Raw genomic sequence first — 1,123 nt, forward strand, 5'->3', positions numbered from 1 at the left:
AGGAAGCCGAGGGCGCAGGCGGCCCGCGCCTCACCGTCCTTGGCGGACGTCAGGTACCAGCGTCCGGCCTCCTTGAGCTCGCCGCGCCTCTCCAGGATCGTTCCGAGGTGCAGCGCGGCCCGCCGGTGGCCGCGAGCGGCGGCCTGCCGGTACCACTGCTCGGCATCCTGGGGCGCCTGGACACCGTTGTCACCGTCGGCTTCCCGCGCCGCCTTCCGGTCCAGCGACCGCGCCAGCCGGTACGCCGCCTCCCGGTGACCGCGCTCGGCCGCGACCCGCATCCACTGCTCGGCCACGCCGTCCCCGCGGTGCTCCAGCAGGTCGGCGAGCGCATAGGCGCCCAGCGTGTGCCCCTGCTCGGCGGACTGGCGCAGCCAGTACTCGGCGGCGGGTTCGTCACCGCGCTCGCGGTGGTGCCGGCCGAGGGCGTGCGCGGCCGCCGTGGATCCGGCGACGGCGGCGATCCGCCACCATCCGGCGGCCTCGTCGGCGTACCCCCGCTGGTGAAGGAGGACTCCCAGGTTGTTCGCGGCCGCCCGGTCGCCCGCGGCGGTGGCGGCACGCAGATGAGGCTCGGCACCGTCGAGATCGCCACGGCGCAGCAGCATGGCCCCGAGGACACTCATCGCTTCGACGTCGCCGGCCTCGGCGGCCAGCCGCTGACGCAGCTCCTCGGCCGCCTCGTCGGCGATCTCCCCGGTCTCGTCCGGGGTCTCGGTGTCCTCCAGGCTGGAAGGCTGCACAAAACGCCCTGTCTCGAACAGAGTTGCCTTGTCCCCCATAACGTCCATCGTCGCACCACCTGCAACCTGGGTACACCTCGTATACCGCAGCCAGTGAGGTCACTTCAGCGTTTTGTCGACATGCCCACAGGGAGACAAGTCAAACACAGATTGCCCAACTCCCCCTGGCAGCGCGGCCACAGCCGGTGCCAGCACATGCGTTCACACATCACGAAGGCCCGGATTCCTTTGTGGAATCCGGGCCTTCGGTGTCGCTTTGCCGCTTGGACATCGCGACTTCAGTAGCGGGGACAGGATTTGAACCTGCGACCTCTGGGTTATGAGCCCAGCGAGCTACCGAGCTGCTCCACCCCGCGCCGTTGTGTTCACAACCGTATCAC

Annotated in this window: 1 protein-coding gene and 1 tRNA gene; both read right to left on the minus strand. The window is 69.9% G+C overall.

Annotation, left to right across the window (positions count from 1 at the left end; genetic code table 11):
* The coding region (locus tag ABZ281_RS50225; protein WP_356665606.1) for a tetratricopeptide repeat protein at window positions 1-791 on the minus strand (791 nt) is incomplete at its 3' end.
* Window positions 792-1,025: 234 nt separating this feature from the next.
* Window positions 1,026-1,099 (minus strand) — tRNA-Met (locus ABZ281_RS50230).
* Window positions 1,100-1,123: the final 24 nt, after the last annotated feature.

The organism is Streptomyces sp. NPDC006265 (genome assembly GCF_040613555.1).
GTDB lineage: Bacteria > Actinomycetota > Actinomycetes > Streptomycetales > Streptomycetaceae > Streptomyces.